Origin of the sequence: Solimonas terrae (genome assembly GCF_011067135.1) — a bacterium.
GTDB lineage: Bacteria > Pseudomonadota > Gammaproteobacteria > Nevskiales > Nevskiaceae > Solimonas > Solimonas terrae.
This window is the reverse complement of sequence record NZ_JAAMOW010000001.1, coordinates 726698-751845: the sequence shown is the minus strand read 5'-3', so window position 1 is coordinate 751845 and position 25148 is coordinate 726698. Positions and strand designations below refer to the sequence as shown.

Annotated in this window: 22 protein-coding genes and 1 tRNA gene; 13 read left to right on the top strand and 10 right to left on the bottom strand. The window is 66.3% G+C overall.

Annotation, left to right across the window (positions count from 1 at the left end; genetic code table 11):
- Positions 1–8: 8 nt before the first annotated feature.
- Positions 9–1403, top strand: coding sequence for a hypothetical protein (locus G7Y85_RS03450; protein WP_166251654.1), 1395 nt, complete (start codon positions 9–11; stop codon positions 1401–1403).
- Between the two features lie 64 nt (positions 1404–1467).
- Here G7Y85_RS03450 and G7Y85_RS03445 read toward each other — a convergent pair whose 3' ends face one another.
- The 4 genes from G7Y85_RS03445 to G7Y85_RS03430 form a co-directional block, all read right to left on the bottom strand.
- Entirely contained in the window at positions 1468–1989 is a 522-nt protein-coding gene (locus tag G7Y85_RS03445) for a GFA family protein (RefSeq protein ID WP_206675468.1), read from the bottom strand.
- Positions 1986–2465, bottom strand: coding sequence for a GFA family protein (locus G7Y85_RS03440; RefSeq protein ID WP_366514914.1), 480 nt, complete (start codon positions 2463–2465; stop codon positions 1986–1988). The genes G7Y85_RS03445 and G7Y85_RS03440 overlap by 4 nt, the downstream gene beginning before the upstream one ends.
- Positions 2462–2914: a P-loop nucleotide/nucleoside kinase family protein gene (locus G7Y85_RS03435; RefSeq protein WP_166251651.1), complete on the bottom strand. Its 453-nt coding sequence runs from the start codon at positions 2912–2914 to the stop codon at positions 2462–2464. The genes G7Y85_RS03440 and G7Y85_RS03435 overlap by 4 nt, the downstream gene beginning before the upstream one ends.
- 791 nt (positions 2915–3705) lie before the next feature.
- On the bottom strand, positions 3706–4977 hold the full coding sequence (locus G7Y85_RS03430; RefSeq protein ID WP_166251648.1) for an MFS transporter: 1272 nt from the start codon (positions 4975–4977) through the stop codon (positions 3706–3708).
- 201 nt (positions 4978–5178) lie between these two features.
- Between G7Y85_RS03430 and G7Y85_RS03425 the strand changes: the two genes are divergently transcribed.
- Positions 5179–5754, top strand: a complete 576-nt coding sequence (locus G7Y85_RS03425; RefSeq protein WP_166251645.1) for a methyltransferase family protein — start codon at positions 5179–5181, stop codon at positions 5752–5754.
- Between the two features lie 16 nt (positions 5755–5770).
- Here G7Y85_RS03425 and G7Y85_RS03420 read toward each other — a convergent pair whose 3' ends face one another.
- The 3 genes from G7Y85_RS03420 to G7Y85_RS03410 form a co-directional block, all read right to left on the bottom strand.
- Positions 5771–6799 (bottom strand): cupin-like domain-containing protein, encoded by a 1029-nt coding sequence (locus tag G7Y85_RS03420; RefSeq protein ID WP_206675467.1) that lies wholly within the window; start codon positions 6797–6799, stop codon positions 5771–5773.
- Positions 6800–6820: 21 nt separating this feature from the next.
- The gene (locus tag G7Y85_RS03415; RefSeq protein WP_166251642.1) at positions 6821–7156 is read right to left on the bottom strand and encodes a DMT family transporter; all 336 of its coding nucleotides are present in this window, start codon (positions 7154–7156) and stop codon (positions 6821–6823) included.
- A 311-nt stretch (positions 7157–7467) separates the two neighbouring features.
- Entirely contained in the window at positions 7468–8721 is a 1254-nt protein-coding gene (locus tag G7Y85_RS03410; protein ID WP_166251639.1) for a DsbA family protein, read from the bottom strand.
- A 102-nt stretch (positions 8722–8823) separates the two neighbouring features.
- Between G7Y85_RS03410 and G7Y85_RS03405 the strand changes: the two genes are divergently transcribed.
- Genes G7Y85_RS03405 through G7Y85_RS03385 form a run of 5 tightly spaced genes read left to right on the top strand, consistent with a single transcriptional unit; the run spans position 8824 to position 13191 of the window.
- The gene (locus G7Y85_RS03405; RefSeq protein WP_166251636.1) at positions 8824–9528 is read left to right on the top strand and encodes a glutathione S-transferase family protein; all 705 of its coding nucleotides are present in this window, start codon (positions 8824–8826) and stop codon (positions 9526–9528) included.
- Positions 9525–9947 (top strand): hypothetical protein, encoded by a 423-nt coding sequence (locus G7Y85_RS03400; protein WP_166251633.1) that lies wholly within the window; start codon positions 9525–9527, stop codon positions 9945–9947. The genes G7Y85_RS03405 and G7Y85_RS03400 overlap by 4 nt, the downstream gene beginning before the upstream one ends.
- Entirely contained in the window at positions 9944–11047 is a 1104-nt protein-coding gene (locus G7Y85_RS03395; protein ID WP_166251630.1) for a glutathione S-transferase family protein, read from the top strand. Before G7Y85_RS03400 ends, G7Y85_RS03395 begins: the two co-directional genes overlap by 4 nt.
- A gap of 6 nt (positions 11048–11053) precedes the next feature.
- Positions 11054–12184, top strand: coding sequence for a glutathione S-transferase family protein (locus tag G7Y85_RS03390; protein ID WP_166251627.1), 1131 nt, complete (start codon positions 11054–11056; stop codon positions 12182–12184).
- Positions 12181–13191, top strand: coding sequence for a glutathione S-transferase family protein (locus G7Y85_RS03385; protein WP_166251624.1), 1011 nt, complete (start codon positions 12181–12183; stop codon positions 13189–13191). Before G7Y85_RS03390 ends, G7Y85_RS03385 begins: the two co-directional genes overlap by 4 nt.
- A 173-nt stretch (positions 13192–13364) precedes the next feature.
- Here G7Y85_RS03385 and G7Y85_RS03380 read toward each other — a convergent pair whose 3' ends face one another.
- Positions 13365–15512, bottom strand: coding sequence for a DUF1302 domain-containing protein (locus G7Y85_RS03380; protein ID WP_166251621.1), 2148 nt, complete (start codon positions 15510–15512; stop codon positions 13365–13367).
- 138 nt (positions 15513–15650) lie between these two features.
- Here G7Y85_RS03380 and G7Y85_RS03375 point away from each other — a divergent pair, with 138 nt between their 5' ends.
- The gene (locus tag G7Y85_RS03375; protein ID WP_166251618.1) at positions 15651–17057 is read left to right on the top strand and encodes a DUF1329 domain-containing protein; all 1407 of its coding nucleotides are present in this window, start codon (positions 15651–15653) and stop codon (positions 17055–17057) included.
- 46 nt (positions 17058–17103) lie between these two features.
- Here G7Y85_RS03375 and G7Y85_RS03370 read toward each other — a convergent pair whose 3' ends face one another.
- The gene (locus G7Y85_RS03370; protein WP_166251614.1) at positions 17104–17667 is read right to left on the bottom strand and encodes a TetR/AcrR family transcriptional regulator; all 564 of its coding nucleotides are present in this window, start codon (positions 17665–17667) and stop codon (positions 17104–17106) included.
- A gap of 285 nt (positions 17668–17952) precedes the next feature.
- Between G7Y85_RS03370 and G7Y85_RS03365 the strand changes: the two genes are divergently transcribed.
- Positions 17953–20499, top strand: a complete 2547-nt coding sequence (locus G7Y85_RS03365; RefSeq protein ID WP_366514913.1) for a TonB-dependent receptor — start codon at positions 17953–17955, stop codon at positions 20497–20499.
- Between the two features lie 184 nt (positions 20500–20683).
- On the opposite strand, the gene G7Y85_RS03360 is transcribed toward G7Y85_RS03365, so the two are convergent.
- Positions 20684–20768: transfer RNA gene (locus tag G7Y85_RS03360), tRNA-Leu, on the bottom strand.
- 76 nt (positions 20769–20844) lie between these two features.
- On the opposite strand from G7Y85_RS03360, the gene rnr reads away from it, so the two are divergent.
- The 4 genes from rnr to rlmB all read left to right on the top strand — a co-directional run bounded on the left by rnr (position 20845) and on the right by rlmB (position 25051).
- Positions 20845–23223, top strand: coding sequence for a ribonuclease R (gene rnr / locus G7Y85_RS03355; RefSeq protein ID WP_241695931.1), 2379 nt, complete (start codon positions 20845–20847; stop codon positions 23221–23223).
- On the top strand, positions 23220–23915 hold the full coding sequence (locus G7Y85_RS03350; RefSeq protein ID WP_166251611.1) for a YiaD family glycine zipper/OmpA-like lipoprotein: 696 nt from the start codon (positions 23220–23222) through the stop codon (positions 23913–23915). The genes rnr and G7Y85_RS03350 overlap by 4 nt, the downstream gene beginning before the upstream one ends.
- A gap of 29 nt (positions 23916–23944) precedes the next feature.
- Positions 23945–24196: a GlsB/YeaQ/YmgE family stress response membrane protein gene (locus G7Y85_RS03345; RefSeq protein ID WP_166251608.1), complete on the top strand. Its 252-nt coding sequence runs from the start codon at positions 23945–23947 to the stop codon at positions 24194–24196.
- 108 nt (positions 24197–24304) lie between these two features.
- A complete protein-coding gene (gene rlmB / locus G7Y85_RS03340; RefSeq protein ID WP_166251605.1) occupies positions 24305–25051 on the top strand; it encodes a 23S rRNA (guanosine(2251)-2'-O)-methyltransferase RlmB in 747 nt (248 codons plus the stop codon).
- Positions 25052–25148: the final 97 nt, after the last annotated feature.

Here is a 25148-nt window from a genome sequence, read left to right as displayed (position 1 = left end):
CGCCGGTCGTGGCCGTTGCCCTCACGCTGGCGGCCTGCGGCACGTCGTCGCCGAGCGGCGGCAGCGGCAGTGCCGGGCAACCGGGAAGCGGCGATGGCAGCGGCACGCCGATCGGCGGCAACACGCCCGCCTGCGGCTGGGTGCTGCAGTCCGATGCCGACGTCGTCAACGTCGCCTACCCGGACCAGTCGGCGACCTATTGGGTCGCGCTGATTCCGAACATCCCGGGTGCCAGGCTGCGTATCGACGGCCAGTATCCGGACGCCCGCTACTTCTCGTTCAACGTCTACGATCCGGCGTTGCGGCCGATCGACGGCATCGCCGACCGGGACATCGCGCCCTCAGACGGCACCGTCAATCCGTACGCGCAGCCGGGTGTCGCGTCCGGCGGGCATTACAGCGTGCGGGTCGAGTTCAAGCCCCGGCCCGACACACCGGCCGCGAACACGCTGTATTCCGGCTCGACAACGCTCGGCGATGCGCTGGCGATCCCGAATCCGGTCACGGCCGTGCTGTACCGCATCTACATTCCGGCCGACGGACTGCCGCCGAACGCCGATGTGCCGCTGCCCACCCTGACGCTGGAAACCGCAAACGGCAGCTCGGTGATCTCGTCGCAGGCCGCTTGCAGCGAACCGCAGCTCAGCACGCTGATCGGCCAGCTTGGTGCGCTGGATCTCAACGGCTCGCTGATCCGCATCGACTACCCCGATCAGCTGGACGTCCTGCCGCTGCGGTTCCCGACGGCGACCTATCCGCCGACGAGCGCCGTGTTCTACGGCCTGCCGGACGTGCTGCTGCGCATCCTCGACAACCTCAGTCCGGTCGAGCTGCCCGCCGCCCTGCAAGGCACCGAGCTGCTGTCGGGCGGCGGCTTTCTCAGCAACAGCGACGCAGCCTATACCTCGTCCGCGTTCTCGCGCAGCGACGGCAACATCTTCGTGATGCGCGCCCGCGCGCCGAGTTGGCGCGGCGCGCCGGGCGTGAATTTCAACGCCGAGGACCTGCGCTACTGGTCGGTCTGCCAGAACGAATTCGCCACGCAGCGCTACGTCGCCTGCACCGCCGACGAGCAGACCGCGATCGACGCCGACGGTTTTTTCACCGTCATGGTGTCCGACGCCGCCGATCGTCCCGCAAACGCGACGCAGGACCATGGCATCACCTGGCTGCCCTGGGGCCCGTACCCCGACGGTCTGCTGCTGTACCGCCACATGCTGCCGAATCCGGCGTTCGCGCAGGCCATCCAGAACGTGCCGTTCGGCACCGACCCCGTCAGCGTGATGGGCGATTACTTTCCGAGCGTTGCGTATTGCACGAAGGCGACGGCCGAGGCCGCGGGGAATCGGGCCTGGGACGTGTTCGCGGCCTGCGCGAACGAAACCGCCGAGCGGGCGCCTTAGCTAGCGGCGGCCGACCGCCGGCGCGCGGCGCCGTGCCGACTCAGGCCCGGCTCATGCGGGCCGTTCACGGTGCCTTGCCCTCGCGCATCGGGTCCTTGCGGGGCGGCGGGTTGGACGCGAACACGCGGCAGTCGTCGGGAAGACGCAGCCATGCGTGCCGGTGCTGCGTCCAGACCGACTGCTCCGGCTGCGGGAAGTCCGGGTCCCCGAACGCGCCGAGGGCGACGCCGACGAGGTCGGGCATTCGCGCCGGCTCCCACCAGACGTTCGATCCGCACTGCGGACAGAAGTGGAATGCAACCGGGTAGCCGCTCGCCGAATCGCGCTCGTAGGTTTTGGGTGAGCCGCGCACAAGGCGAACTTTCTGCCTTTCATAGAAGACCGCGACGCTGAACGCGCTGCCCGTGCGTCGCTGGCATTCGATGCAGTGGCACATCGACACGCGTTTCGGCTCGCCGGCGCAGGCCAGCTCAAGCTGGCCGCAATGGCATCCGGCGGAACGAGCGTCCATGTGTTGTCCTCCGTCGACCCCTGTCGTCGCCATCCCGTCGTAAGGCGTCCGCCGCTGCCTGCCCGCGTCGCTCAAGTTTCCGTGTGCCGGCGCCGGCCGTCAGTCGATGGCCGTGCGTGCAGCGGGGGGCGCTCGGCTGGAAGCGCGTGCTCGAACCGGGGAAGCGTGTCGGTGATGGGCCACCAGCCGGCCTTTGACGCCGTGTGGAAATGAGCGGCAGCCTGAACCGCCAGCGGTTCATCGAGAAGTCCGGCGCGGATACGCAACACGCCCGGGAGCGTGTCCCTGCTGCTGTAGACGGGTGAGCCGCACTTGCTGCAAAACACCCGCCGCTTGCCTGGCGACGACTCGAACGCCGCGAGCAGCCCCGCGCCGCTGACCAGCTCAAACGCCGCAGCAAGAACCGGCGTGTTGGTGGCGAAGGGCGTTCCCTGTGCCTTGCGGCACTGAGTGCAGTGGCAAACCTGAATGGGCTCGAGCGCCGACGAAATGCGGAATCGCACGCCGCCACATAAGCAGCTGCCTGTATGCAAGGTGTTCTCCTGCTTCACGACTGGTTCCTGCGCTGCAGCTCGTCAACGCCCGGCTTCTGGAAGCGCTCGATCCACGGCTTCATCATCTCCTCCGCAATGTGGAATGACAGACCGGGTTGCGCGTTTCGTTGCGCCAGCCGCCGCAATAGCTCGGGAGCTGGAACGTCAAGAAAGTGTACTTCGCTGCTTGCCCCGAGACGCTTGGCCCGGGCCCTGAAGTCCTCCCGTTCTTCACGGGCCCAGAATCCGTAATCCAGTATCACGTTGGTGCCCAGCGCTAGCGCTCTTTCGGCTATGTCCCATTGCAGTGCCTCGATCAGGCCGTGTCGGCCATTGTGCCGTGGATCAGCCGCGTCTTGGCCAAAGAGCCGGACCTGCCACTCGTCAGGCGTCAGCCGAAGCGCCGAATACCTCTGCTCAAGCTCACGGGCCAAGGTGGTTTTCCCAGAACAGGGAAGGCCAACCATGAGATGAAGCGTTGCCACGATCAACGACCAGCAGGGCTAGCGGAGGTCATGATCGCCAGGGCCCGGATTACCCACAGCCACCACCACGTGGAGCGGTGGCATGGATGTCATGCGGAGCCGATGCACGGGGCGCATCGTTTCTCACAGCGTCGGGGCAACTCTGGTTGTCGGGCTGGCAGCAGGGGGGCGCAACTGAGCCGCCATATGCAGGCGCAGGATCGATTCAAGCTTATTGGATGGACGTGAAGGATTCGGCGAATTGAAAATTCCCGCCAGATTGCGGACTACCTGCACGGGCGTGATCAGCAATCCCCAGGGGATGCCCCACCACCCGAGCAAGAGGGAGGATATTGCACCGCCGATATTTCTCTTGATGCCGCAACGTCTGCAGCAAACCGTCGGCGTGCTTCGCCACGACGTCAGGAGAATTGCCGACCAGACCGTGTGGGATGTATGGACATCCACTGGCCCGGGGCCCTTGCATCGAGGGCAGGCTCCGGAATGGACGCGAGCGACGTATTGGTCGACCGCCGCTTGAGGCACTTTGTCGCCGACGATGCGCAATGCGCCGCGCTGGAGGCATTTGTTGTTGCAGAAAGTGTATCCGCCCTGCTTCTTCCCGCCGAAGAGAATGCTCGAATTACAGTAAGCACAAGCTGCCATCGACAGTCCCCGTGATGCGTTTCGGTGCCGGGGTCGCTCGCCTTGTTTCCATGCGGGCTGCTCTCTCCCCGCCTGATGATGCCGCACTTCGTGGGCCTTGTCCGTCCGGGATCGGCGCTTTGGGAAAGTCAGGCGGGCAGGCTGGCGTGGGTGGCGGCTTCGTGGCGCCGGCGCCCCGCGGTCAGCCAGAGCATCATGGCGCAGCCGAAGCCGAGCGTGCTGCAGATGCCGAAGAACAGCATCATCGGATCGTAGCCGGCCGGATTCAGGGCGCTCGCGCCGACACGGTCATTGAGCCAGCCGGCCACCAGGTTGGCGGCGGCGACGCCTCCGTTCTGGATCACCCACATCAGTCCGATCGCGGTGCCGAATCGGGCGGCCGGCACCAGCTTGGCGGACAGCGGCCACATCACGGCCGGCACCATCGAGTAGCTGATGCCGATCAGCACCGTGCCGATCCACAGGCTCCAGTGCGTCAGCGACATGACGGCGATCGAGATCGGCAGCAGCAGCGCGCCGAACGCGAGCATCGGTGCGTAGCGGCCGGTGCGGTCGCAGATCCAGCCGAACAGTGGTGTGGCGAAGATCGCGGCGAAGAACACGTAGCTGTTGATCTCGCCCGCGGCGGCGAGGTCGAGGCCGTGCACATGCTGGAAATACTTGATCGAGAAGGTGCTGCGGAACGCGAAGATCACGGCGTACCAGAGCACGCAGAGGATCACCAGATACCAGTACGCGGGTCCGAAGCGCAGCAGGTCGGAGAATGCGAAGCCTCGCGCCGTGCCGGGCGCGGGACCAGCGGCCTGATGCGTCTGGCGACGGTCGATCAGCCAGTAAGCGAGCGATGCGGCGAGCGATGTCGCGGCAATCACGGTGGCGATCACCAGCGGCGGCTGCCAGCCGACGCTGTAGGCGTGCTGGAACCAGGTGGGCGACATGTCCGCGGAGTAGGACCCGAGGCGGCCGATGCCCAGCGACAGGCCCATCGCAAACGCGATGCTGCCGCCGGTGAAGTAATCCGTCATCGCGGCGAGCGTGGCGATGTTGAAGGTTTCGGCACCGATGCCGTACAGCAGGCGACCGGTCGCCATGCCGGCGAAGTTCGGGCTGAAGGCGGTCAGTGCTGCACCGGCCAGACAGACGGCGGCGGTGTACAGCGTCATGCGGGCGGCACCGAAGCGGTCGCAGAGCACGCCGCCGATGAGGATCAGCACGATGTTCGGCAGGTTGTAGATGGCGTTGAGCATGCCGATCTGCGTGTCGCTGAAGCCGCGCTGCTGCTGCAGGAGATCGGCGATCGGCCCGATCGAATCGTAGACGTAGGAGTTGCCGTACAGAGCGATGCAGACCAGCACGAACACTACCCACGCGACGCCGCGGTTCTGCACGCTTGTGTTCAATGCCGTTTCCCCGTTTGACGACGCTGCCAGCGTGCCGGCGACGTGCCGATCGCCGATCAAAACATCGATGCCGTCACATCATTAGCACGAAGCAGGCCGCGCCGGCGAGCGTCCTGCGACCACGCCGTCGTGGCCTGCGGAAGTCGCCGCGCCGCGGCACCGGCGATAGACTCGCCGTGGGCATCCGAGGAGGCGAGCGCCGTGCATCCGGGATTCGCGATCACGCTGCTGTGGGCGGGCTGGGCGCTGAGCTGGCTGGCCGCCGCCGTGTGGCAGAACCGCGCCGAAGGGCGCGCCGGCTGGCGCACCGAAATCGTCTATCGCGTGCCGATGGTGGCCGGCACCTGCCTGATGATCGTCAGGGCGCACGGCTACGAAGGCCCGCTGCGGCTCTGGCACGTCGGCTGGACACTGGCCTGGGTGTGCGTCGCACTGGTCGCGCTGGGCATCGCGTTCGCATGGTGGGCGCGGCTCAGCCTCGGGCGCCTGTGGTCGGGCAGCATCACGCGCCGCGCCGATCACCGCGTCGTCGACACCGGTGCCTACGCCTGGGTGCGCCATCCGATCTACACCGGCCTGCTGCTGTCGCTGTTCGCCACCGCGGTGGCGAAGGGCACGGTGCCGGGCGTCGCCGGTTTCGCGCTGCTGCTGCTCGGCGTCTGGCTGAAGGCGCGTTTCGAGGAGCACTGGCTGGGTACGCAGCTCGGTGAAGCCGCGTATGCGGATTACCGGCGCCGCGTGCCGATGCTCGTGCCGTTCTGGCCGCGGCGCGCGTGAGTCCGCGGCCATAGCGTCAACGGCCCCAGGGCACCGTTCGCGCTGCCGGCGGTGCCGCCTGCGCCGCCTTGCCGTGACAGGTACAGTTGCCGCGGCCGTACAGGCCCGCTGCGTGCAGCCCGGCGAGTGCGACCGACGGCACGCCGTCAACCAGCAGTTGCCATGGTGTCATCCCGAATACTGCGAGACTCACCGACGGCACGGACGAGACCACCGCGTGCCAGGTGCGTCTGGGCACGAACAGCGCATCGCCGGACTCGACGCGCGCATACAGGCCGCACGCGCGTGCGAACGTCGCCGCGATCTGCGGCTGCTCATCGAGCCGGGTGATGTCGACGTGGCTCATCCTGCCGCCCCAGTCGTACTTGCTGGACGGTGCCATGTAGGCGTTCTGATCGGGCGGAAACAGCAGGAATTCCTTGGCGCCGCTGACCTGGCAGAACAGATTGGTCGGGTAGTCGAAGTGGAATCCGGTCACCGATTTGCCGGGGCCGAGGAAGGTGTAACCCCAGTCCCAGCGCGTGCCCTTCCACAACGACTTCACCGGGAAGTCGACCCACAGCTGCGGGAACTCCTTGAGGATGTGCCACACCGAGATGTACGGCTGATCGCGCGGCAGCATCTTCATGTACGACCAGTCCAGCCGGAAGCGCTCGGTCGGCGAGAGATGCGCGTGCTGCTCGGCGCTCAGCAGGCCGAGCTGGTCATCGCCGGCGGCAAAGGCTTCGCGCTGCTTGCGTGCCAGCGCCAGCAGGTAGGGCGCGATCGGTTGAATCAGGTCCTGGCGCGACTCGCCTTGCTCTGCGATGCCGATCTGGAATCGGGTCGTGACTTCGGAGCCGTCGGCACGGCGCAGCTGTGCGAGTCGTTCGAAGGTCCAGCGCTCGGTCGCCGGCCAGTGCCGGATCGCGCCCTTGATCAGCAGCGGGCGCGTGCGCCTGCCGAGCAACGCGCCGCTGCGCGTGAAGTCCGGCCAGTCGATCTGTTCGACCTTGCGGAACGTCGGGCCTGCGTAGGGCGGGGGCATGCCGGCGGAGATCGACACGGGTTTCGGTTCCGGGTTCGCTCAGGCGGTGCGGGTGCTGAGCTGCAGCAGGACGATGCCGATGACGGTTGCCAGCAGCCCCGCCGCGCGGGTCCAGCTCATCTGTTCGTGAAACACCACGACGCCGACCACCGCGATCAGGGCGATCGCGGCGCCGCTCCAGATCGCGTAGACCACGCTGACGTCCATCTTCTCGAGCAGCACCGACAGCAGGAACAGCGCGATGCCGAAGCCGCCGCCGACGCCGAGCCAGGCCCAGGGCCGCTCGAAGCCGTTCGCGAGCTTGAGGAACGAGGTGCCCGCAATCTCCGAGCCGATGGCGAAGATCATCAGGACCCACGGGCTGATCGCGCTCATGCCGCGCATCGGCCGGCGGTGGGTGCGGCGGCGTACGCCGGCCGCGGCATCGAAATCAGCGATGGCCGCGGGCTTGCAGCGTTGATGATGGCGCTCGGCACTGTCGGAAGATCCGGGTTCGTCTGTTTCGTCTGTCGTGCGGTGTCGCGCCGGCTTTGACGCCGGCCGCAGCCTGAGGTTCAGCGCGACCGGTCGTCGGTGTCCGCGACCGACGACGATCGCCAGACTGCGCGACGGTTCTTAGCTCAGTATTAGCCGGCCACGCGCGCACCGCCGCCGGTCCGGGCCGGTATGTGCGCTCATCGGCCGGGCTAAGGATCGAGCGCGTCGAGCATCCACAGCCGGTCGCGGCCCCAGGTCGTGAAGCCGCCGAGCCGGAAACTCGGTACGCCCCAGAGCCCTGCGGCGAACAGCGCTTCGCGATGGGTTTCCGCTGCCCGCGTGTCGACGCCGGCCGCCAGTTTTTCCCGTGCCTGCGGCCAGTCCAGACCGCAGCGCTCGATCACGCTGCGCAGCACGTCGTCGCGTGTCGCGTCGAGGCCTTCGGCCCAGACCGTCTGGCCGGCGATCGCGCAATAGCGCAGCTGGGTATCGGCGTCGGCGTCGTGCGGATGGACGGTCAGCAGGCGCAGCACGCCGTCGCCGACCGGGTCGTGGATGCGACCGAAGGCGATGCCGAGGGTATCGGCGCAGCGCTTGACGTCGCGGACGATGTACAACCGCTTGATGCGCGGCACCGGCAGGCCGCGCATCACCATCGGCAGCACGGGGCGGACCTGCAGGCTCGCGCGGGCGCCTCGTGCGCGTCGCCGCAGCAGTTCGACGGCAGCGAGGTATGAATACGGGCTGCGGAAGCTGTACCAGAACTCCAGCGGCGTGTCGGCCGCGGCGGGCGACACCGGCAGCCTGCCCGGATCGAAGTTCGTCAGCGGCGCCTGGCCCTGCAGCGCATGGTCGGCGTCCAGCCGCGCCTGCAGCAGATCGAGCCGATCCAGCGCCCAGAACCATTCGCCACGGTACTGCCACATCGCCGGCAGATAGTGGCCGAGCTTGAAACGCCGCACGGCATTGGCGGCGAGCATGCGCTCGGCACCGGCGAGCGATGCGGCATCGGCACTCAGGGACTGGCCACCGGCAAGCGCGGTCAGGCACTCGCTTTCGATCTGCAGGAAGTGCTCTGCATCGGCCGCCGCGCACAGGCGCGCCGCGAACGCGGCCTGTTGTCCGGCGGGAATGGCGATCGGCGTACGCAGGCCGTGGCAGGGCGCGATGCGCGCCGCGTCGCTGGCGGCGAACGAGCGCTGGCGTTCCGCCTCCGGATAGGTCGCCACGTCCGGCGCCGCCACGACCCGGATGCGCAGCGGTCGGTCCAGGCGCGGCAGCAGCTTGCGGGCGAGGGCGGCGCACAGTTGCGAATGCGGATCGCCGGCCTCGTAGTACAACTCCAGCTCGTGTCCGGCACGCAGCCGCGCGAGCGGATCGCGCGACGCGGCGATGCGTTCGGCGATGCGCGACCTGAAACTCGGCGGCAGGCCGGCGGCGGGCAGGGTCAGTGGTGGCGTCATGGCGGAAGTTCCCGGTCGTTGCGGTGCTTGACCGCGCCGCAGCGTTAAGTTTACATACTGTCAAATTCAACGACGAGCCGCACACGGCGAACGGGAGGAGCAATGGCGGAGCGCGCGATCCAACTGTATACGGCGCCGACACCGAACGGCTGGAAGGTGTCGGTGATGCTGGAGGAGCTCGGTCTGCCGTACGAGGCGCGACTGGTGAACCTGCTCGCCAACGAGCAGAAGCAGCCGGAGTTCCTCAAGCTCAATCCCAACGGGCGGATTCCGGTGATCGTCGATCCGGGCGGCCCGAACGGGGCACTGGTGCTGTTCGAGTCCGGCGCGATCCTGCTGTATCTCGCCGAGAAGACCGGCCGCCTGCTGCCGAAGGACCCGGCCGCGCGCCTGCTGGCGATCCAGTGGCTGATGTTCCAGATGGGTGGCGTCGGACCGATGATGGGGCAGGCCAACGTGTTCTTCCGCTATCTGCCCGAGAAGATTCCGACCGCCATTGCCCGCTACCAGAACGAGTGCCGGCGCCTGTTCGAGGTGCTCGACACGCGGCTGGCCGAAGCCGAATGGCTGGCCGGCGACGAATATTCGATCGCCGACATCGCCAACTGGTGCTGGGTGCGGACCTACAAATGGTCGGGCGTTGCGGTCGAAGGCCTGCCGAACCTGCGCCGCTGGCTCGACGCGATGAAGGAGCGGCCGGCGTGCCAGAAGGGCATCACCGTGCCGATCGACATGTCGAACCCTGGTGATGACGCCAGGAAGGACGAGGATTTCGCCACTGCCGCGCGGACCATGGTGCAGCGATGAGCGAGACCGAAACCCTGCGGCGGCGATCGCCGGCCCGCCGTGTCGCCCGCGCCGCGCTGCAGCTGTATCGCCTCTCGCTCGGCCTTGCCGGCGTGGCGTTTCTCGCGCTGGCGCTTGCGCATCTCTGCGGCGCGCCGATGCGGCTGCCGTTCGACAGCTACACCTGGTATGCAATCGCGTTCATCGGCTGCCTGATGATCGGCATCGCATTGGTCGTCGGCAATGCCCTGGCCGGCGCCAGCGAGCGGCGCTACCTGCGCTCGGCGGCGATCACGCTCGGGCTGTTTGTCCTGATGCGGGTCGCGTTCCTGATCGGCGATCCGGTGCTGCGCGATGTCGCGGCGCCGCTGCTGATCGCGGAAATCCTGTTGTTCGGCGGCACGGCGCTGGTCTTCCTGTTTCTGCGGAGCCGCCTGTGAGCACGTCGTATGTGTTGCACGGCTGGCATCTGTCGTACTACAGCGGCAAGACGCGCGCGTACCTGCGCTACAAGAACGTGCCGTTCGTCGATCACGAGGTCGATGCGATCACGCTGATGCGCAAGATCCCGGCGAAGACCGGCGCGACGGTGATGCCGGTGGTCGTGACGCCGGAAGGCGAGTGGCTGCAGGACAGTACGCATATCGTCGACGTGCTCGAACAGCGCTTCCCGGACGCGCCGGTGCTGCCGGCGACGCCGCGCCAGCGCATCGTCGCCGAGCTGCTGGAAATGTGGGCGGACGAATGGTGGATACCGACGGCGATGCACTATCGCTGGAGCTTTCCGGAGAACTACGCCCTGTTCGAGGCCGACGCCGGCAACGCGCTGTTGCCGGGTTTTCCGCGTTTCGCGAAGAAGCGCATCGTCGCCTACGTCGCGGCCCGCCTGCGCAGCTATCTGCCTTCGGTTGGCGTGGTGCCGACCCAGTTCGGCGCGATGGAACGCTGGACCGAAGACATGCTCGATGCGCTGGAGCAGCACTTCGCGACGCTGCCGTTCCTGCTCGGCAGCAAGCCGTCGATTGCCGACTTCGCGCTGCTCGGGCCGCTGTACGGCCATCTCGGCCGCGATCCGATGCCGAAGCGCACGCTGGTCGATCCGCGCCCGCATCTGAAAGCCTGGATCGACAGAATGAATGCGCCGCAGCCGGGCAGCGGTGAATTCCTCGCCAACGACGACATTCCGGCGACGCTGCAGCCGCTGTTCGACGCGCTGTTCAAGGAGTTCTGGCCGATGCTGGCCGGCATTCGCGACGAGCTGCACAAGGCGCTGGCGACGCCGCCGCCGCAGCGCCGACGTCTGCCGCGCGCGCTTGGCGCGGTCGAATTCCCGATGGGGCGATATCGCTTCCGCCGCGATGCGATGCCGTACACGCTGTGGATGCTGCAGCGCATCCAGGACGACTACGCGCAACTCGATGCCGCAGCGCGCGCGACGGTCGATGCGTGGCTGCAACGGCAGGACGCCGCCTCGGCGCTGCAGCTCGATATCGGCACGCGCCTGCAACGCGTCGGTCTGCATGTGATGGTCGAACGCTGAATCGCGATGTCGTATTGCGTCTACCTTTCGGACGTCTCGTATTTCAGCGGCAAGCTCGAAGGTGCCCTGCGCGCCAAGCGCATTGCCTACGAGCGGCGGACGATCACGCCCGCGATCCTGCTTGACGAGGTGCTGCCGAACACCGGCTGGATGAAAGTGCCGGCAGTGAGGCGCGATGACGGCCTGTGGCTCGTCGACACCACCCCGTTGCTGCGCTGGCTCGACGCCGAACATCGGCAGCGCGCGCTGATTCCCCGCGATCCGTATCGCGCATTCCTGTCGACGCTGATCGAGGACTATTGCGACGAATGGCAATGGCGGCCGGCGATGTTCTGGCGCTGGGCGTGGCCGGACAATGCGCGCTATCTCGGCGCGCGGCTCGGTGCCGAACTGTCGCGCGACAGTCTGCAGCCGGCCTGGGCGATGGGCCTGTACTTCCGCCGTCGCCAGCAACGCATCTATCTGCGTGGTGACGGCGTGACGCGCGACAACTTCGATGCGATCGCGGCGCTCTATCCGCAGGCGCTGCGCTGGCTGGACACCCTGCTCGCGAACCGTCGCTATCTGCTCGGCGAGCGACCGAGCCTGGTCGACATCGCGTGGTTCGGGCCGATGTTCCGTCACTACGCGCAGGACCCGCGGCCGGCAGCGCTGATGGCCGAACAGGCGCCACGTGTCTGGGCCTGGGTCACGCGCGTCTGGAACAGCGGCAGCGAAGACTGGGCGGACGCGCCGCTCGACGATTTCTCGAACGCGGCCTGGGATGAGATTTTTTCCGACATCGGTGCCGCCTATCTGCCGTACCTGCACGACAACGCCACCGCCGCGAAAACCGGCACGACACATTTCGACGGCCACTATGGTGGCATCCGCTACCGGCGGCTGCCGACGATCCGATATCGCGCGCGCTGTCTGCGCACGCTGCAGCTGGCGTATGCCGCGCTCGATGCGGAGCAGCGGGCGCGCGTCGATGCGCGTCTGGCGCCGCACGACATCGTCCGTCATCTGCAGCAGGCCGGCGCGGCATCGGTGTTCGAGCCGATCGTGCAGGCCGAAGCCCGCGCCGTCGCGCCGCCGAGCCTGCGGCAGCGCCTGCGCTTCTATTTTTCCGGCACACCCTGGGAGCCTGTCGCATGACGACCGAGGGCGTTTATCGTCTCGTGGGCTGCAGCCCTTCGCCGTTCTCGCGCAAGCTGCGCGCGATCCTGCGCTACCGGCGACTGCCGCATGTGTGGATCGTCGGCACCGCCGACACCGTGCCGGAAGTCGCGCATGTGCGGCCCAGGCTCGTGCCGATCCTGCGCATGCCGGACAGCGGCGAATGGCAAGTCGACAGCACGCCGATCGCGCATCTGCTCGAAGCGCGCCACCCGGACCAGCGCTCGATCGTGCCGCCCGATGCCGCCGATGCCTTCGTCTGCCATCTGATCGAGGACTTGGCCGACGAGTGGGTCAGCAAGATGATGTTCCACCATCGCTGGACCGACGATGCCACCGCCGACTGGGCAGCGCACTGGATCGTCCGCGATGCGATGCCGAAGCTGCACGGCGCCGCGCACGACAGCGCCGCAAGGTTCTTTCACGATCGTCAGCGCAGCCGCATGGCAATGGTCGGCTGTACGCCGGACAACGCGCCGCTGATCGAAGCCGGCTACCGGCGACTGCTCGACCTCCTCGCGCCGCAGGTCGGCGGCGCGCGCTACCTGTTCGGCAGCCGCCCGTCGCTGGCCGACTTCGCGCTGTACGGCCAGCTCGCGCAGCTGACGATCGATCCGCAGCCGCAGCGCATCTGCCGCGAGCGCGCGCCGGTGGTCGAGAGCTGGACGATCACGCTCGACGACGGCTCCGGCATCGACGGCGAATGGCAGCCGGAGAAATCCGCCGGCCTGCGCGAAGCCCTGCTGGACATGATCGGTGCCGAATACCTGCCGTTCCTCGCCGCCAACGCCGCGGCACTGGCGCAAGGCGCGAGCGATGTCAGCGTGAACATCCGCGGCGCGACATTCGCGCAGGCCGCGTTCCCGTACCAGGCCAAGTGCTACGCGGAGATTCGTGCGCGCTGGGTACAACTCGATCCACAGGTGCGTGCGTCGCTGGCGCCGCTGATGACGCGCACCGGCTGCCTCGCACACCTGGTCGAGTGACGCGCGTCGTCGGCCCATCGACGTAATCCCTCTCCGCCAGCGGGGCGGAAACGCTCAGGATGAGGTGGGGTGCTCCCTCGGCGAGCCGAAGCTTGCTGGGGCCGGACCGCCAACGATTCCGCCGTCACCTCGCAAGCCGGTGTTCGTGGCCAGGATGTCTGCCTTGCCGCGCGCTAAAACACATACGCCACATACGCCGAGACATTATCGCGATCGCGCAAACGGTTGCGCGTGCCGGCGCCGGCGAACACCTGGTAGTTCACGCCGACGGTCCAGTCCGATTCGAATTCGATGGTGACGCTGCTGATCAGCAGCTTGCGGCCTTCGATGAAATTGACCAGCGGCGCCGGCGAGGTGCCGTGCAGGTCCTGGAACCAGATCAGTGACGGATTGACGGTGATGCCACCCGGCAGGTCGTTGTAGGTCAGGCGCAGCAGGCTGCGGTAGCCGTACGAGAAGGCGTCGGCAAAACCCTTGGTCATCTGCGTCGGGTTGACGCGCCGCGTGTCCGGCTGGCCGTCGGGCGTGCCGGTGCCGTCGGCGCCCGGTGACGGGTGCGTGCGATCGCCCGCGCCTTCGAAATACAGCTCGCCGCGGCTCGGCATGCCGTGAACGTACATCGCCGCGCCTTCGATTACCCAGACGATCTGTGAGGCGCCAAGCGGATTGTTGGCGAAGGTGCCGATGCCGGTCAGCGTCAGCTGCGAGACGCCGAGGCGTTCGTAGCCGCGAACGTAGTCGCCGGCCTTGATGGTCTGCTTGCGATAGCGGCTCAGGAAATCCGGCACGGCGCTGTCTTCGCCCGGCAGCGTGAAGATCGCGCCGCCGGGCAGTTGGCCGAGCAGACCCTGTTCGAGATTCTGCAGCGGCTGCGCAAGCGTGGCCGGCAGGGCCGACAGCAGCGCCGGATCGGCGACCGTGTTCAGGCCGATCGGGATGTCCTGTGCCGGAAACGCCGGCCCCAACGTCGCGAACAGCACGTCGGACTGCAGGATCTGCAGCGGCTGGTTCGGCCGGTAGGCATACTCGCCGGACAGTGCCCAGCTGCCGACATTGGTGTTGAAGCTCAAGCCGTAGAGCTGGATGTTTTCCGGATAGTCGAGAAACAGCGTTGCGGTGTCGACCGGCAGCGGTTCCTTGCCGATCGGATTGAACGCAGCGTTGAAACCCTGGCAGGCGATGAAGGCGCCGACGAAACCGGGCTGCGTCGCGTCGCGGGTGCAGCTGGCATCGGCGGCGATGCCGCTGACCAGCGGGTAGCGGCTGTGATAGTGCAGATAGTGCAGCGCGATCTCGGTGCCGTTGTTGAGCCAGTCGGCAAGATAGTTCAGACGAAAACCGTATTCGTCGCGGTTGTGCGGTGCGCCGAAGTTTTCGCCCGGAATGTAGATCGTGCGGGTCGACTGCGAGATCAGTCCGGTCAGACCGGCCGGCCGGAACTCACGGTCCGGGTCTTCGTTGTAGTTGCCGAGCCCGAGAATCGCGTAGCTGCCGCGGCCGGCGATGTCGTTGCTCGACAGGAAGCTGCCGGAGGCCGGCAGTTTCGCGCCGCGCCAGGCCATCTGATAGACCGCTTCGAGCGCCAGCGAATCGGTCAGCGTCAGGTCCGCGACCGCGAGCGGTGTGGCCTGCTGCAACTGGCTCGGTTCCGAACCGGGCATGCCGAGCACGGGCGCATCGAGCGGATTGAATTCCGACAGCGTGTTGAACTGCACGAGGTTGGCCTCGCCCCAGTTCAGGAGCTGGTTGCCGACCTTCAGCAGCAGTTCGTGATCGTCGAAATCGAACGAGCGGGCGACGTACAGGCTGCCGAGCCGCTGCCCCGAGGCGTACAGGTGTTCGATCGCGCCGGCGCGCGGCGAGTGGGCCGACTGGAAGCGGGTGTCCGCGTGGGTTTCATCGAAGCCGACATTGACCAGATCGTGGAAGAACAGGCCGGAGGCCTCGAACTGCCAGTCGTTCCAGAGCAGGTCGAGCTTCGGCCGCAGCTGGAAGATCGCCGCGGTCGGATCACCGCGGTCGTAGTCGAGGTTGCCGTTGTCTTCATTGACGCCGGAGAACGCGCCGCGTGCGTCGACCAGCCGCTGGTTCGGTGCCGGATCGCCGGTCTGCGACTGGCAGTCGTCGGCTGCGCACAGATCCTGCTGGCCGGGCACCGCGAGCTTGGCGACCAGGCGCTCGTCGCGGCTCTGCACGCGCATCGCGGCGCCGAACGAGATGCGCGTGTTGAGCGTGCCGGCGATCGGGCCGGCATCGAAGTCCAGCGCCGATGCCGGCAGGGCTGTCAGGGCCAGCAGTGTCGCAACGATCCCGTGCTTCATTTTCTCCCCCGCATGCGCCGGCATCCCCATGCCGGTCGGTGGCGCTCGTCGTGCCGCTTGACGCCAGATTTACAGTCTGTAAAGTTTATACATCAAAAGCACGCGCGCAAGTGGACGACGCGAGGCGACGGAGGAGACATGCATTACAAGCTGAGGGGCGTGCTGGCACTGGTGGCGTTGCTCGCCTCGGTGCCTCCGGCATCGGCCACCGCCACGGCCGCCGAGGCGGCCAGGCTGGGCCATGAGCTGACGCCGGCCGGTGCCGAAGCAGCCGGCAACGCCGCAGGCACGATCCCCGCCTGGGACGGCGTCAAACGCTTTCGTCCGGAGCAGCTAAAGCTGACATACGAGCAGCTCGAAGACCTGCGCGACCACAAGCCGGCTTCGCTGGCAGCGCTGCTCGCGCCGGATCGCATCGTCGACAAGCCGCTGTTCGTGATCACCCGCGACAACGTCGCGCAGTACGCGGCGCAGCTGACCGCCGGGCATCGAGCGCTGTTCGCCCGCGATGCCGACTACCAGATGCGCGTCTATCCGAGCGTGCGGGCGGCGTTCCTGCCGGACGCGGTCAATGCGGCGACGCGCGACAACGCGACCGCGGCCCGGCTCGATGGCACCGACAAGCCGAGTGGCGCGCGGCTCGGCGTGCCGTTCCCGATCCCGAAGAGCGGCGCGGAGGTGATCTGGAATCACAAGCTGCGGTTCCGCGGCGCGGCCGTGCGCCGCTTCAACAACGAAGTGATCGTCGCGCAGGACGGCAGCTACCAGCTGGCGCGCATCATCGAAGACGTCAAGTTCAAGTACGGCAATCCGAAGGAGCCGAGCCCGCTGAGCGAGGGCATGATCCTGTACTACCTGCAGGAAGTGCTCGCGCCCAGGCGCATCGCCGGGCAGCTGCTGCTCGTGCACGAGACCGTCGATCAGGCCGATGGCGGCCGCAGCGCATGGCTGTTCAGCCCCGGCCTCGGCCGCACGCGGCGCGCGCCGGATGTCGGCTACGACAACCCGAAAACCTCGGCCGATGGTCTGATGTTCAACGACCAGACCGACATGTTCAACGGCGCGCTCGACCGCTACAACTGGAAGCTGCTCGGCAAGCGCGAGATGTACATCCCGTACAACTCCAGCCGCATCGTGCTGCCGGATGCGACTTACGATCGGGTGATCCGCAAGGGCCATCTGAATCCGGAATTCGCGCGTTACGAGCTGCATCGCGTCTGGGTTGTCGAAGCGACGCTCAAGCCCGGGCTGCGCCACGCATTCAGCAAGCGCGTGTTCTATGTCGACGAAGACAGCTGGAGCATTGCGGCGGTCGACTGCTACGACGGCCGCGGTCAGCTCTGGCGCTTCCAGGAAGCGCATCTGACGACCTTTCCGTTCGTGCCGACCACCACCGGCAGTCCGGAAGTGCATTACGACCTGCAGAGCGGCCGCTACTTCGTGACCGGCAGTTTCGCCGGCGACGCATATCCGGATTTCGGGCTCGACTTCGAAGACAGCTACTTCCGGCCGCAGACGCTGGCGAGCCGCAAACTCAGGAAATAGGGGCGGGGAAGCTGGGGGAAGCGGGGGAAGGGCGCTCGGCCGGTCGTCACGGCCGGCCGAGCCGCTCGACCATCTGGCCGAACAGTTTGACGCCGCGTGCTCGCGTGACGTCGCCGTCGCGCACCAGTTGCCGCATGCCCCAGAACGCGATCACCATCATCCACGCGTAGGCCTTGGCATCGGCTTCCTTCAGGCCGAGTTCCTTGCGCACCAGCGGCATCCAGATGCCGGTGATCACTTCGCGCATGCCGCGCCGCATCTGATCCAGTTCCTCGGTCGTCGACGCGGTGCCGGCAATCAGCTGCCAGAGCGCATCGCCGCGGCCGGGCGGCAGATCGAGCGTCACGGCTTCGGCGGCGGTGACAGCTTCGGCCAGACTCGTCGGATGCGCGGCGATCGACGCCTGGGTGCCGAGCATCGTGTCGGTGAAGATGTGCCAGGACGTATCCGCCAGCAGTTTTTCGAGGCTGGGAAAGTGCTGGTAGACCAGCTGCCGGCTGGTGCCGCCCTGATCGGCCAGTGCGCTCATCGTCAGTGCCGGCCAGCCCTCGCGCTCGACGATGCCGGCGGCGACTTCCAGCAGCGTCTGACGGCGAAGATCGCGGCTCATGTACGCGCGCTTGGCGGGTGGTTTGCGCTTTTTGGATCGGGTTGGCATCGGCAGCTTCAATTCAAATATGACATGGTGACAATATCATCCCGCGCGATGGCGCGAGCGAGCATGACCGTGCCGCGATGCCGATTCGGATGGCCCGAAGCGCGCTTTGCCTGGACGGGTGCCGTCGGGCTGCAACTGCCCTCAATTTGGGGGATGACCGAACGCCTGCATGAGCCGACATTGCCCGCACTGGGATGGTCCAGTCATTGAAGCGCCGGCAGTGCGCAGGGGGGAGACGTGGCGATCAAGGCTCAGGTGCGAGGATGCCTGCTCGGTGCCGTGTTCGTGGTGACCCATGCGGGCGCCCAAAGTGCGACGCAGACGGCGTCCGACGCTGCACCCGACGCAGAATCGTTGAAGACCATTGCGTTGCCGGCCGAGCCGCCGAAGCCGGTGGTGGGCTCGAGCGGCGACCGCACGCCGGCGCCACAGATCGAGGAAATCATCGTCACCGCGCAGAAGAAGTCGGAATCGATCCAGAACACGCCGATTTCGATGACGGCGTTCAACGAGAAAATGCTGCAGGAACGCGGCATCGACAGCGTCGAGAAGCTGCAGGGCAATGTGCCGGGCATTTCCATCGAGCCGTTTCCGACCAGCAATTCGACGCTGCGCCTGTTCATTCGCGGCGTCGGTCTGGCCGATGCGCAGGTGACGCAGGACCCGGCGGTCGGTGTCTACCTCGATGGCGTCTACATCGCGCGTTCGTCCGGGCTTGCGCTCGAGGTGGCCGATCTCGAACGGATAGAAGTGCTGAAAGGACCACAGGGAACCTTGTACGGGCGCAATACCACCGGCGGCGCGATCAACCTCATCACCAAGCGGCCCGATCCGAGCGGCTTCTGGGTCGAGTTCACAAGCAGCGGCGGCGAGCGGGCGCTCGCCAGTGGCAAGGCCACCATCAACGCGCCGCTGTCGGCGGACGCAGCCGTCAAGCTCGGCGTGCTCGCCAAACGCCAGGACGGCTATGTCGAGAACACCGGACCGGGCGGCGATTTCGGCGACCGCAAGGCGCTCGGCCTGCGCTTCGACGCGAGCTGGACACCGTACGACTGGCTGCGTGCCGACTACGGCTTCGACTTGACGCGCGTCGATGCCTACGCGCAGATGCCGCAGGACGTGCTGCCGCCGGACTCCGACAAGGGCAGTGCGAACCTGATCAAGGAATATGCGGCGCTCAACAGCGTGTATTCGCCGCACCGACTCGATCATCTTGCGACCGGCATGCCGATGGAGCAGTCGACGACGCGCATCGACGGGCACGCGCTGACGCTGACCATGCCGTTCGAGGGCTACGAGCTCAAGTACATCGGCGCCTACCGCAGTCTCGACGACAACTACTACGCGGATCTCGGTGGCGGTGCCGGCTCGCTCGACTTCCGGCTCGACAGCAACTACTACGATGGTCCTGCGGCGACGGTCGCGTACGGCGGGCCGACGCCCCTGGTGATTCCAGAACTCAAGCAGCACCAGTGGTCGCATGAGCTGCAGTTCAAGGGCAAGCTGTTCGACGAGCAGTTCGAATACATACTCGGCGGTTTCCTGTTCTCGGAACGTGCGACCGACCGTACGCCGTTCAGCCATCAGGCGAGCTCCGCGTTGTTGCCGGCGCAGGCCGCGGCCCTCTATCAGCTGATACCGGGTCTGGTGAACCCTCTGATCTCGCTGGCCGGTCCACGCATCGTGACGTTCAACATGCGCGATTACGGCGCAGACAATCACGCTGCTGCGCTGTTCGGCCAGGGCACCTGGACGCCGTCGTGGTTCGATGAACGCCTGCATCTGACGCTCGGCTATCGGCATTCACAGGATTCGCGCGAAGCGATCAAGACCTACACGCAGGACAACTATCTCGAAGTCAACGTCAACGGTCTGGGCACCGCCTTTCTCGCCGACAGTGCGGACGCTTTCGACCATGTGCGCGGCAAGCGCAGCTATTCGAATGACTCGCTCTCGTTCATCAGCGCGTTCGATCTGCGGCCGGATGTCCACCTCTACGCCAAGTATGTCGAAGGCTATCGCAGCGGCGGCTTCAATCTGCGCGATCCGCAGATTTCGGCGGCGTCGGGCCCGGCGTCGGACGGTACCGACTACGGCTTCGGCTTCGAGGAGGGGTTCGCGCCGGAGTACGTGGCTTCGACCGAAGTCGGCATCAAGAGCGACTGGTTCGATCGGCGCTTCCGCATCAACGCCGATGTGTTCTACACCGACTTCAAGGACATGCAGATCACCTTCCTGATTCCGGGCACGCTCGGCGACACCAAGGCCACCAACGCCGGCCACGCCCGGATACAGGGGGTCGAACTCGAGCTCGCATGGGCTGTGACATCGTGGCTGAACCTTTCGGGCGACTACTCCTACCTCGATGCCAAGGTGCTGAAAGTCATTGATGCCACTGGTGCCAATGTTGCCGATCAATACCCGTTTCCGTCGGCACCCCGCCATTCCGGCGTGCTCGCGGCCGACTACACGTTCTTTCGGGGCCGCTGGGGGCAGCTTCGCGGTTCGACCAATTACAGCTACATGGGCGAGCGCGACGGCGGCGGCCTGCCGGGTCGTTCCGATCTTTCGTATCTGCCGGCCTACGGCTTGGTCAACACGCGCCTTGCCGTCAGCGGCATCACGCTCGGGCACGGCGAGCTTGAAGTGGCTGCCTTTGCGCGCAACCTGCTCGACAAGGACTACATTACGGAAGCCATCCCGACCCTGCCGCAAACCGATCGCGCCGTGTTCTGGGGCGAGCCGCGGACCATCGGCATGGAACTGAGCTACGTCTGGCAGTGACGGTCGTCGGTGCACGCCGCGGCCGGCACGGTGCGGCGTGAAATCCTGCGCGGCGGCGGCGATGTCGCTACAATCGGCTCGCCGTGAACAACAACGCAAACAAAAAAACGGCCTCATGGGCCGTTTTCCAGTGCGCAGCAAGTGCGCCAAGTGGTCGCGACGGATTCAACCGTCAAAACCTGATTGGTGCCGAGAAGAGGACTCGAACCTCCACGGTGTTACCCGCCAGTACCTGAAACTGGTGCGTCTACCAATTCCGCCATCTCGGCATTTCTGTCAGCCACCGCAACGAGTTGCGGCTGGCGTCAAGGGCGCGCATTGTGGCGACGCCAACTACCTTTGTCAATGAAAAACAAGAAGTCAAAAGATAACACCCGTACGGCCCGCAAGGCCGCTTCCGCTGCCGCCAACTGGCAGACCTCCGATGCCGAATATGCAAAGGAACAGGGCCGCTACGCGGACCCGATTCCCAGCCGCAATCTGATCCTCGACACCCTCGCCGCTCATGAAGGCCCGCTGACGCTCGACGAGCTGGTCGGCGCGTTCCAGCTCGGCAAGCTGACCCAGCAGGAAGCCCTGTCCAAGCGCCTCGTGGCAATGGTGCGCGAGGGGCAGCTGATGCAGAACCGACGCGGCGCCTATGGCCCGGTGACGGAGATGAACCTGATCGCCGGCAGTGTGCAGGCGCATCGCGACGGATTCGGGTTCCTGATCCCCGACGCCGGCGGCAAGGACGTGTTCCTGTCGCCGCGGCAGATGCGCTCGCTGATGAACGGTGACCGCGTGCTGGTGCGCGTGATCGGCCTCGACTACAAGGGCCGGCCGGAAGGCGTGGTCGCCGAAGTCATCGAGCGGGTCAGCCGCAGCGTGGTGGGTCGCCTGCACATCGATCGTGGCGTCGCCTACGTGATTCCCGACAACCCGCGGGTGCAGCAGGACCTGCTGATTCCGGCCGAAGAACTGGGCAAGGCGCGGCACGGCCAGATGGTGGTCGCCGACATCGTCGCGCCGCCGGGCAACCGTACCCTGCCGGTCGGTCGCATCACGGAGATCCTCGGCGAGCATCTGGCGCCGGGCATGGAGATCGAGGCGGCGATTCGCGCGCACAGCCTGCCGAACGAGTGGCCGCATGCCGTCGAACAGGAAGCGGCGGCGATTCCCGATACCGTGCAACCCGAGCAGTACGCCGATCGCGAGGACCTGCGCAAGCTGCCGCTGGTGACGATCGACGGCGCCGATGCGCGCGACTTCGACGATGCCGTCCACGCGCGGCGCGAGAAGAAGGGCTGGACGCTGTGGGTCGCGATCGCCGACGTATCGGCCTATGTGAAACCCGACGCGCCGCTCGACAAGGAAGCGCTGAAGCGCGGCAACTCCGTCTACTTCCCGCAGCGCGTGATTCCGATGCTGCCGGAGAAGCTGTCGAACGGGCTGTGTTCGCTGAACCCGGATGTCGAGCGTCTGTGCATGGTCTGCGAGATGCGCGTGATGCCGGACGGCGAGGTTGCCAAGGCGCGCTTCTTCGAAGGCGTGATGCGCAGCCATGCGCGGCTGATCTATGAAGACGTTGCCGAAATGCTCGATGCGCCGGATGGCGCCAAGGCGCGCGAGCGCGCCGCCATCGTGCCGCACCTGCAGACGCTCAACGAGGTGTTCGAGGCGCTGTTCGCGGCGCGCGGTCGCCGCGGCGCGATCGATTTCGAATCGACCGAAACGCGCATCGTGTTCTCGGACGAACGCAAGATCGACCGCATCGTGCCGGTCAAACGCAATCGCGCACACCGGCTGATCGAAGAATGCATGGTCGCGGCCAATGTCGAGGCCGCGAAGTTCGTCGAGAAAGCCAAGCTGCCGAACCTCTACCGCGTCCACGAGGACCCGGATCCGATCAAGATCGCGACGCTGCGCGAGTTCCTGGCGCTGAAAGGTCTGAGCCTCGGCGGCGGGCCGAAGCCCAAGGCCGGCGATTTTGCCAAGGTCCTGCAGGAAGCCAGGTCGCGACCGGACATCAGCCTGATCCAGACCGTGCTGCTGCGCACGCTGATGCAGGCGCGCTACAGCCCGGTCAATGTCGGCCACTTCGGTCTGGCGCTGACGCATTACGCGCACTTCACCTCGCCGATCCGCCGCTATCCCGACCTGCTGCTGCATCGCGCGCTCAAGCACGCCACGCTCAAGCGTGGTCTGCTGCGGCGCGTGCCGAAGGGCTTCATCTATACGCAGGAAAACATGGAGGCGTTCGGCACGCATTGTTCGATGACCGAGCGGCGCGCCGACGAGGCGACGCGCGAGGTCACGACCTGGCTGAAATGCGAGTACATGAGTCATCGGGTCGGCGAGGAGTTCGACGGCATCGTCGCCAGCGTCGCGCCGTTCGGCTTGTTCGTCGAATTGTCCGGACTGTATGTCGACGGTCTGGTGCACGTGTCGACACTGAAGAACGATTACTACGAATACGACGATCGCACGCATCGCCTCAACGGCAGCCGCAGCGGCATGAGCTACGGGCTCGGTGACCGCTTGCGTGTGAAGCTCGTGCGTGTAAACCTCGACGAACGCAAGATCGATCTCGAGTTGCTGCATCAGATTTCGCGCGGGCCGACCGCAAAAAATCCGTCGCGGGAGGGTGCAGCGAAGAACGAAAGACGTTCAGATCCGATTCAGCGCGGCGCCAGAAAATCGCGCTCCGCGTCTTCATCAAAGCCACCAAGGAAACGCTCATGAAATACGTCCGTATTGCCATCATCGCGCTGACGGTCGGCGGTCTGGCCGCCTGCGCTACGGATGATCCGAACCAGCGTGCCAAGACCGGCGCGGTGATCGGCGCCATTGCCGGCGGCATCATCGGCAACAACGTCAGCCATGCGCGCGGAGCGCCGATCGTCGGTGCCGCCATCGGTGCGCTGGCCGGTGGCGCTGCCGGTCATTACATGGACAAGCAGAAGGCCGAGCTCAATCAGCAGCTGGCGGAAGAACAGCGCAACAACGAGTTGCAGATCACGCAGCTGTCCGACGGCTCGCTCAAGGTCGGCATCGCCAGCGACGTCAGTTTCGATCTCAACAGTGCCCAGCTCAAGCCGAACGCGCTCGATACCTACGCGAAGATCGCGAACATCCTGAAGACCTACGACAAGACCGTGATTCATGTCGTCGGCCACACCGATACCACCGGCAGCGACGAATACAACCTGCGCCTGTCGGAGAGCCGCGCCAATTCGGTGGCGACCTATCTGTCGAGCCAGGGCGTACCGAGCGAGCGTATCCGTACCGAAGGGCGTGGCGAGCGCGAGCCGCTGATCCGCACCGGCGACAACGTCAACGAGCCGCGCAATCGTCGCGTCGACATCGTCATCAAGCCGGTGATCGAAGGTCAGGAACAGCAGGCCTGGGCGCCGCCGCCGTATCTGGGCGGTTAAGGACGTAAGACCAGTCAAGGGGCATCGTCATGCACATACTCGGAACCCTGATCATCGGTTTCATCGTCGGCCTGCTGGCGCGCTGGCTGCATCCCGGTGACGACAAGATGGGCATCGTGCTGACGACGATCCTCGGCATCGCCGGTGCGTTCGCGGCCACCTACGGCGGACAGGCCCTGCACTTGTATGCGCCGGGCGAGAACGCCGGATTCATCGGCGCGGTCATCGGCGCCATCGTGCTGCTGGTGGTGATCGGGCTGATCCGAAGGGCAGCGAAGTAGCACCTGGCGTCTTTGCACGAGAGCCGGCCGCGGCTTGCTGCGGCCGGCTTTTGCATGCCCCGAATTCTGGGACAATGCGCGCCTTGAACAACGACAGAAGAGTGGCAGGTGTCGAAATCGACTCTGATCGGCGGCTTTCATGCCGTCATGGCCGCGCTGGAAGACGCGCACGACAAGCCGTTTGAAATCCTGCTCGCCGACACGCGCAACGACGAGCGGGCGCGGCGTCTGCAGGCGCTGGCCAGGCAGCACGAAGTCCGCGTCCGCATCGTGCCGCGTTCCGATCTCGATCTGAAGGCGCCGGAACTGCGCCATCAGGGCGTGCTGGCCTACGTGCCCGAGAAAGTCTTCGATGCCGAGGATGCTCTCTATCAGCCGGCCGAAAAGGATCGCTGGTTTCTCGCACTCGACGGCGTGCAGGACCCGCATAATCTCGGCGCCTGTCTGCGCACCGCCGAAGCGGTCGGCGTGTCGGCCGTCATCATCCCCAAGGATCGCGCCGCCGGCCTGACCGCGGCGGCGCGTGCGGCAGCGGCGGGCAGCGCCGAGCGCGTGCCCTTGATCGCGGTCACCAATCTGTCGCGCACGCTCGAACGCCTCAAGGAAATGGGCTACTGGACCACGGGTCTGGCCGGCGAGGCCCGGGAAACCCTGTACGAGGTCGACATGACTGGCCCGACCGTGCTGGTGATGGGCGCCGAGGGTGAAGGTCTGCGCCGCCTCACGCGCGACACCTGTGATCGTCTCGTCAAGATTCCGATGCAGGGCAAGGCGGAGAGCCTGAATGTGTCGGTGGCCACGGCAGTCTGCCTGTATGAGGCCTGGCGCCAGCGGCATGCCGTCCGGCGCAAATAGCCGACCGGCCAGGGCACGGCGCGGGCACATTGCAACAAGCGCCTGATTCCCATAAGATTCGCGCCCCTCGTGCCGATCCGGCGCGGGATTCACTTGC

What these genes read in the sequence shown, in the direction of transcription:
- rnr (WP_241695931.1), top strand. Translation starts at nt 20,845, where the DNA reads ATGAAAAACAAGAAGTCAAAAGATAACACCCGTACGGCCCGCAAGGCC.
- G7Y85_RS03390 (WP_166251627.1), top strand. Translation starts at nt 11,054, where the DNA reads ATGTCGTATTGCGTCTACCTTTCGGACGTCTCGTATTTCAGCGGCAAG.
- G7Y85_RS03405 (WP_166251636.1), top strand. Translation starts at nt 8,824, where the DNA reads ATGGCGGAGCGCGCGATCCAACTGTATACGGCGCCGACACCGAACGGC.
- G7Y85_RS03415 (WP_166251642.1), bottom strand. Translation starts at nt 7,156, where the DNA reads ATGAGCGCGATCAGCCCGTGGGTCCTGATGATCTTCGCCATCGGCTCG.
- G7Y85_RS03410 (WP_166251639.1), bottom strand. Translation starts at nt 8,721, where the DNA reads ATGACGCCACCACTGACCCTGCCCGCCGCCGGCCTGCCGCCGAGTTTC.
- G7Y85_RS03380 (WP_166251621.1), bottom strand. Translation starts at nt 15,512, where the DNA reads ATGAAGCACGGGATCGTTGCGACACTGCTGGCCCTGACAGCCCTGCCG.
- G7Y85_RS03375 (WP_166251618.1), top strand. Translation starts at nt 15,651, where the DNA reads ATGCATTACAAGCTGAGGGGCGTGCTGGCACTGGTGGCGTTGCTCGCC.
- G7Y85_RS03350 (WP_166251611.1), top strand. Translation starts at nt 23,220, where the DNA reads ATGAAATACGTCCGTATTGCCATCATCGCGCTGACGGTCGGCGGTCTG.
- G7Y85_RS03435 (WP_166251651.1), bottom strand. Translation starts at nt 2,914, where the DNA reads ATGGTTGGCCTTCCCTGTTCTGGGAAAACCACCTTGGCCCGTGAGCTT.
- G7Y85_RS03345 (WP_166251608.1), top strand. Translation starts at nt 23,945, where the DNA reads ATGCACATACTCGGAACCCTGATCATCGGTTTCATCGTCGGCCTGCTG.
- G7Y85_RS03400 (WP_166251633.1), top strand. Translation starts at nt 9,525, where the DNA reads ATGAGCGAGACCGAAACCCTGCGGCGGCGATCGCCGGCCCGCCGTGTC.
- G7Y85_RS03370 (WP_166251614.1), bottom strand. Translation starts at nt 17,667, where the DNA reads ATGAGCCGCGATCTTCGCCGTCAGACGCTGCTGGAAGTCGCCGCCGGC.
- G7Y85_RS03385 (WP_166251624.1), top strand. Translation starts at nt 12,181, where the DNA reads ATGACGACCGAGGGCGTTTATCGTCTCGTGGGCTGCAGCCCTTCGCCG.